This window comes from Methylobacterium sp. JK268, from assembly GCF_054052225.1.
The window spans coordinates 110,073-116,793 of record NZ_JBSVZN010000005.1 but is presented as its reverse complement, the minus strand read 5'-3'; the positions used below and the strand labels follow the sequence as shown (position 1 = coordinate 116,793).

Below are 6,721 nucleotides of genomic sequence, written 5' to 3'. Positions count from 1 at the left end.
CGGGGGGGACGGGCCCGGGGGGGGGGGCCCCCCCCCCCCTTGGGGCCGCCGCTCTCGTCGAGGATTCGCGCGGCCGGTCCGTTGCATCCGGTGCGGGACGCCCTCGGCCGCCCGTCGACAGAGGGGGCGGGCTGCACCACCAACCAAGCCGTCGGCATCCGCCATCCGGCCCCTTCGCGCTCTCCCTAGAAGTTGCGCCCCAATCCATGCTGCAGCGCACAAAGTTCTTCCGCGCCGATCACCAATATTGGTAACGCTGCCATACTCGCGCGCCCCCTGGACATCCTGTATGGTCCAGCCCACTTCCCCTCTCGGCCATCGCGACACCAGGGAGACGCGCATGCTGCTCGACGCCTATTCCGCGACGGAAATCGTGCGCGCGCGTCAGATCCACGCCGCCGAGGGTCCGAAGGGGACGCTCTGGGATTTCGGGGTTCGCCACCGCGAGGTCCTGGAGGTGCAGGCGCTCCTGACCGACGACGATCGTCGGCGCTTTCTTGATCAGGCCCGGGAGGAGATCCGCCTCCTTCACGGCAATTGATGCGGCATCCGCGCGATCGCCGGCTGTGCCGGCGGGTGACCCCGCCTCCGGCTCAGCCCCGTGCCGGCCGCGCGCCGAAGATCGCCGTGCCGACCCGGACATGGGTCGCGCCCATCTGGATCGCCGCCGGGTAGTCGGCGCTCATCCCCATCGACAGCATGGCGAGCCCGTGGCGCGCCGCGATCCGCGCCAGCAGGGCGAAATGCGCCGAGGGCGGGTCCTCGGCGGGCGGGATGCACATCAGCCCCTCGACGGCGAGGCCGTGGGCCTCGCGGCAGGCGGCCAGGAAGGCGTCGACCTCGCCCGGCGCGACGCCGCCCTTTTGCGGCTCGTCGCCCGTGTTGACCTGGACGAGGAGGCGCGGGCGCCGGCCGGTGCGGGCGATCTCGCGGGCGAGGGCGGCCGCGAGTGAGGGCCGGTCGAGGGAGTGGATCACGTCGAACAGCTCCACCGCCTCGCGGGCCTTGTTCGACTGGAGCGGCCCGATCATGTGGAGCTCGACGTCGGGGACGCGCTCCCGCAGGGCGGGCCACTTGGCCTTCGCCTCCTGCACGTAGTTCTCGCCGAAGAGTCGCTGGCCCGCGTCGAGGGCCGGCAGGATGCCCTCGGCCGGCACGGTCTTCGACACGGCGATCAGCGCCACGGAGGCCGGGTCGCGCTCGTGGTCGCGCGCCGCGCGGGCGATCTCGGCCCGCACCTCCGCCAGATTCGCCGCGACCGCCGCCGGATCGATCATTCCCGCTCTCCCGGGCGCCCCGGCACGTTGACCCCGGGGCGCAAAGCATGTCCTAGTCCGCCGGCGCCGCGCCCGGCAAGCTCAACCGCCTGCGCGCGCGGCGCTTTCCCGTATCGCTCCCCGGTCCCGGCCTCTCCGCCGGCGCTGGCCCTCGACGAAGTCGCTCCCCATGGCCGAACGTTACAACGCGAAGGAATCCGAGCCCCACTGGCAGGCGGTCTGGGCCGAGCGCGACCTCTTCCGGACCCGCAACGACGACCCGCGGCCGACCTACTACGTGCTGGAGATGTTCCCCTACCCGTCGGGGCGCATCCACATGGGCCACGTGCGCAACTACGCCATGGGCGACGTGGTGGCGCGCTACAAGCGAGCCAAGGGCTTCAACGTGCTCCACCCGATGGGCTGGGACGCCTTCGGCCTGCCGGCCGAGAACGCCGCCATGGAGCGCAAGGTCAACCCGCGCGACTGGACCTACGCCAACATCGCGACCATGAAGGGCCAGCTCAAGGCCATGGGCCTGTCGCTGGACTGGAGCCGCGAGGTCGCGACCTGCGACCCGTCCTACTACAAGCACCAGCAGCGGATGTTCCTGGACTTCCTGAAGGCCGGGCTGGTGACGCGGCGCACCGCCAAGGTGAACTGGGACCCGGTGGACCACACCGTGCTGGCGAACGAGCAGGTGATCGACGGGCGCGGCTGGCGCTCGGGCGCCCCGGTCGAGCAGCGCGAACTCACCCAGTGGTTCTTCAGGATCACCGACTATGCGCAGGACCTGAGCGACCGGCTCGACACGCTGGAGCGCTGGCCGGAGAAGGTCCGGCTGATGCAGAAGAACTGGATCGGCCGTTCCGAGGGGCTGGAGGTCCGCTTCGCCCTGGCCGCGCCGCCAGCCGGCGTCTCCCCCGACGTGACGGTCTACACGACCCGGCCCGACACCCTGTTCGGGGCGAAGTTCCTGGCGGTCGCGGCCGATCACCCGCTGGCGGCGGCGGTCGCCGAGGGCTCGCCGGAGTTGCAGGACTTCATCGCCGCCTGCCGCCGCATGGGCACCGCCCAGGAGGCGATCGACACAGCGGAGAAGCTCGGCTTCGACACCGGGCTGAGGGTGCGCCACCCCCTCGACCCGGACTGGCTGCTGCCCGTCTACGTCGCGAATTTCGTGCTCATGGAGTACGGCACCGGCGCGGTGTTCGGCTGCCCGGCCCACGACCAGCGCGACCTCGACTTCGCCAACAAGTACGGGCTCGGCAACACCCCGGTCGTGTGCCCGCCGGGTGTCGACCCGGCCGGTTTCGTGATCACCGACACCGCCTATGACGGCGACGGGCGGATGATCAATTCGCGCTTCCTCGACGGGATGACGACCGCGGAGGCTTTCGAGGCCGTGGCGACGCGGCTCGAAGCGGAGCGGCTCGGCGACGCGCCCGTGGCGCAGCGCCGGGTGCAGTTCCGCCTGCGCGACTGGGGCATCTCGCGCCAGCGCTACTGGGGCTGCCCGATCCCGGTGATCCACTGCGACGCCTGCGGCGTGGTGCCGGTGCCGGTCGCGGACCTGCCGGTGACTCTGCCGGAAACCGTCTCCTTCGACCAGCCCGGCAACCCGCTGGAGCGGGACGCGGCGTGGCGCAACGTCCCCTGCCCTACCTGCGGGGCACCGGCGCGGCGCGAGACCGACACGATGGACACCTTCGTGGACTCGTCCTGGTACTTCGCGCGGTTCACGGCGCCGTGGCTCACCGACGCGCCGACCGATCCCGCGGCCGCGGATCGCTGGCTGCCGGTCGACCAGTATATCGGCGGCATCGAGCACGCGATCCTGCACCTGCTCTACTCGCGCTTCTTCGCGCGGGCGATGCGCAAGGTCGGCTGGGGCGGCGCGGACGAGCCCTTCGCGGGCCTGTTCACCCAGGGCATGGTGGTGCACGAGACCTACAAGGACGCGGCCGGCGGCTGGGTGCAGCCGGCTGAGGTGCGCCTCGCCGTGGAGGACGGCGAGCGCCGGGCGTTTCACGTGAAAACCTCGGAGCCGATCACCATCGGCGCCATCGAGAAGATGTCGAAGTCCAAGCGCAACGTGGTCGACCCGGACGACATCATCGCGTCCTACGGGGCCGACACCGCCCGCTGGTTCATGCTCTCCGACTCGCCCCCCGAGCGCGACGTGATCTGGACCGAGGACGGCGTCCAGGGCGCCTCCCGCTTCGTGCAAAGGGTCTGGCGCCTGATCAACGAGATCGCCGAGCGGCCCGAGGCGGCCGGGGACGCGGCGGCCGACCTCGCGCTCCGCAAGGCGGCCCACCGGGCGCTGGCGGCGGTGGGCGAGGACATCGAGCGGCTGCGCTTCAACCGCTGCGTCGCCCATATCCACGAACTTGCCAACGCCCTGCAGGATGCCCTGGCCGGCACGACCCGGATCGGCCACCCGGCCCTGCTGGAGACCGGACGCATCCTGACCCAGCTCCTGGCCCCGATGATGCCGCACCTGGCGGAAGCCGCCTGGGCGGTGCTGGGGCAGCCCGGCCTGGTGGCGGAGGAGCCCTGGCCGGAGATCGAGGCGGCGCTTCTCGTCGAGAACAGCGTCACGCTGCCCGTGCAGGTGAACGGCCGCAAGCGCGCCGACATCACCGTGCCGCGGGAGGCCGACGCGGCCTTCGTGGAGGCGGCGGTGCTGGACCTCGAGGCGGTGCAGCGGGCGCTCGACGGCAAGGCGCCGCGCAAGGTCATCGTGGTGCCGCAGCGCATCGTCAACGTGGTCGCCTGACCGCGGCGACCGCGGGGGCGGCGTGGGGAAAGCGGGGATCCGCGGCGGCGATCACGGTCCTGCCGCAGAGCTTCCTTAAAGCGCGGTATGCTACGGCAGCGCGAGGGCGCCCGAGGCCGGGTGGAGGACGGAACCGGATGGCACGCAGCATGGCGGGGACGGCGCGACGCTTGGCGCTGGCGGCAACCCTGACGCTCGGTCTGTCGGCGTGTTTCCGGCCCCTCTACGGGCCGACCGCGTCCGGAGCGCCGCTCAGCACCGTGCTCGCGGCGATCCAGGTCGATCCGGCGACGACGGCCCAGGGCCAGGAGCGGCTCGGCCACTACCTGCGCAGCGAATTGGTCTTCGACCTCGACGGGTCCGGCCAGACCGTGGAGAAGCGCTACAAGCTGACGCTGGCGGTGAACGAGACCGTCCAGACGCCGATCGTCAGCTCGGTGACGGCCCGGGCCGAGTCCGCCACGCTCTACGGCACCGCCACCTACAAGGTGCTCACCCTCGACGGCGGGCGGACGCTCACCGAGGGCACGGCGACCGGGCTCGCCAGCTACGACCGCTCGGTGCAGCGCTTCGCCAGCGTCCGCGCCGCCCGCGAGGCGGAGACCCGCCTCGCGAAGCTCCTCGCCGACCAGATCAAGACGCGAGTCGCCGCGATCCTCGCCACGCAGCCGTGACGGCGGTTCGTCCGGGCGACGTGGAGGGGTTGCTGCGGCGGGGGCCGGATCCCCGCGTCGCCGTGGTCCTGGTCTACGGCCCCGATACCGGACTGGTGGCGGAGCGGGCCCGCCGTCTCGCCGAGCAGGCGGTGACGGACCCGACCGATCCCTTCGCCCTGGTGAAGCTCGACGGCGACGTCCTGGCCTCCGACCCGGGACGTCTGGTGGACGAGGCGGGCACGATCGGGCTGTTCGGCGGCAAGCGTGCCGTCTGGGTGCGGCCGGGCAGCCGCAACCTCGCGCCGGCCGTGGAGGCTCTGCTCAAGGCCGAGCTGCCCGAGTCCTTCGCGGTGATCGAGGCGGGCGACCTCGCGAAATCCGCACCGCTGCGGGCCCTCTGCGAGCGGTCGCAGCGGGCCCTCGCCCTCCCCTGCTACCCCGACGACGTGCGGGCGCTGGCCGACCTGATCGACAGCCGGCTGCGGGACGAGGGGCTCCGCATCGCCCGGGACGCCCGCGAGACGCTGGCCGCGAGCCTCGGCGGCGACCGCCGCGCCAGCCTGGGGGAGATCGAGAAGCTCGCCCTCTACGCCCGCGGCCAGGCCGAGGTCACGCTCGAGGACGTGGAGGCGGTCGCCAGCGACGTCTCGGGCTCCGTCCTGAACGCGCTGATCGACGCGGCCTTCGCGGGCCAGGCGGGCGAGACCGAGCGGACCTATCGCCGCTTCCAGGTCGAGGGCATGGATGCCTCGGTCATGCTGGCGGCCGCCCTGCGCCACGGCCTCGCCCTGCTGGCGGTTCAGCTGGACAATCCGGGCGCACCGCCGGCCCAGATCGTGGCGAATTGGCGGGGCCTGCATTTCCGGCGGCAGAAGGTCGTGGAGAGGCAGCTCGCGCGCTGGTCGCCGGACGGACTGCGCCGGGCGGCGACCCGCCTGCAGGCGACGGTGCTCGCCTGTCGTCGGGCTGACGCGGATTTCGCGCACGCGGTCGCCAGCGATCTGCTGCTGCGGCTCGCCCTGGAGGCCGGCCGCCGGGGCTGACCGGGCGCGGGCGCGCGATCGGTCGCGGATCGCTTGGGGGCAGCCCCACCGATCCGCGGATCCGGCTGCGCCCCTACCCTTCCAGCCGCCGGCAGAGCCCGTCGAGCTGCTCCAGGCTCGCGTAGCGCAGGCGCAGCTCGCCCCCGCCGCCCCGGTGCTCGATCGACACTGCCACGCCGAGGGCGTCCTCCAGGCGGCGCTCCAGCGCGCGGGTGTCCGCGTCCTTCTCCGGCGCCGGCTTGCGCGGGCGCCCGGGGCGCGGCCCGGCCGCGGCGGGCTGTTCCGCCGCGGCCAGGGCCTCGACGTCCCGCACCGTCAGCCCCTCGGCCACGACGCGGCGGGCCACGGCGTCCGGGTCCTTCACGGAGAGCAGCGCGCGGGCATGCCCCGCCGTGATCGCGCCCGCCACGACCTGATCCCGCACGGAGGGCGGCAGGTTGAGCAGGCGCAGGGTGTTGGCGAGGTGGCTGCGGCTCTTGCCGATGATCTCGGCCAGCTCGGTCTGGCTGTAGCCGAACTCGCTCATCAGGCGCTCGTAGCCGGCGGCCTCCTCGATGGCGTTGAGGTCGGCGCGCTGGACGTTCTCCAGGATCGCGTATTCGAGGGAGGTGCGGTCGTCGATCTCGACCACCACGACCGGCACGTCGTGGAGGCCCGCCCGCTGCGCCGCCCGCCAGCGCCGCTCGCCGGCCACGATCTCGAACGTGTCGGGCACCCGGGGAACGGCGCGCGCGACGATCGGCTGGATGACGCCGCGGGTGCGGATCGAGGCCGCGAGCTCCTCCAGCTCGGTCTCGGCGAAGTGCCGGCGCGGGTTGCGGGGATTCGGCCGGAGGAACTCGATCGGCACCCGCCGCTGCCCGCGCCGCTCCGCCGGCGCCGCGGGCGCGTCCTCGCCGACATCGCCGATCAGCGCCGCGAGCCCGCGTCCGAGCCGCGGGCGGGCCACCTCTTCCGCCATGATCCTACCTTCGTGTGTGATCG

Annotated in this window: 6 protein-coding genes; 4 read left to right on the top strand and 2 right to left on the bottom strand. The window is 72.9% G+C overall.

Features of this window, described 5'->3' with window-relative positions:
• The first annotated feature begins 340 nt into the window (after window positions 1–340).
• Window positions 341–541 (top strand): hypothetical protein, encoded by a 201-nt coding sequence (locus tag ACW9J6_RS07700; protein WP_457115866.1) that lies wholly within the window; start codon window positions 341–343, stop codon window positions 539–541.
• Window positions 542–593: 52 nt separating this feature from the next.
• On the opposite strand, the gene ACW9J6_RS07695 is transcribed toward ACW9J6_RS07700, so the two are convergent.
• Complete coding sequence (locus ACW9J6_RS07695; RefSeq protein ID WP_457115865.1) at window positions 594–1,277, bottom strand: YggS family pyridoxal phosphate-dependent enzyme; 684 nt, start codon at window positions 1,275–1,277, stop codon at window positions 594–596.
• Between the two features lie 169 nt (window positions 1,278–1,446).
• Here ACW9J6_RS07695 and leuS point away from each other — a divergent pair, with 169 nt between their 5' ends.
• The 3 genes from leuS to holA all read left to right on the top strand — a co-directional run bounded on the left by leuS (window position 1,447) and on the right by holA (window position 5,737).
• A complete protein-coding gene (leuS, locus tag ACW9J6_RS07690) occupies window positions 1,447–4,038 on the top strand; it encodes a leucine--tRNA ligase (RefSeq protein WP_457115864.1) in 2,592 nt (863 codons plus the stop codon).
• A 137-nt stretch (window positions 4,039–4,175) separates the two neighbouring features.
• Window positions 4,176–4,712, top strand: a complete 537-nt coding sequence (lptE, locus tag ACW9J6_RS07685; protein WP_457115863.1) for an LPS assembly lipoprotein LptE — start codon at window positions 4,176–4,178, stop codon at window positions 4,710–4,712.
• A complete protein-coding gene (gene holA, locus ACW9J6_RS07680; RefSeq protein WP_457115862.1) occupies window positions 4,709–5,737 on the top strand; it encodes a DNA polymerase III subunit delta in 1,029 nt (342 codons plus the stop codon). The genes lptE and holA overlap by 4 nt, the downstream gene beginning before the upstream one ends.
• A 73-nt stretch (window positions 5,738–5,810) precedes the next feature.
• Here the strand turns inward: holA and ACW9J6_RS07675 are convergent, their stop codons facing one another.
• A complete protein-coding gene (locus tag ACW9J6_RS07675) occupies window positions 5,811–6,698 on the bottom strand; it encodes a ParB/RepB/Spo0J family partition protein (RefSeq protein WP_457115861.1) in 888 nt (295 codons plus the stop codon).
• Between the last annotated feature and the right edge of the window lie 23 nt (window positions 6,699–6,721).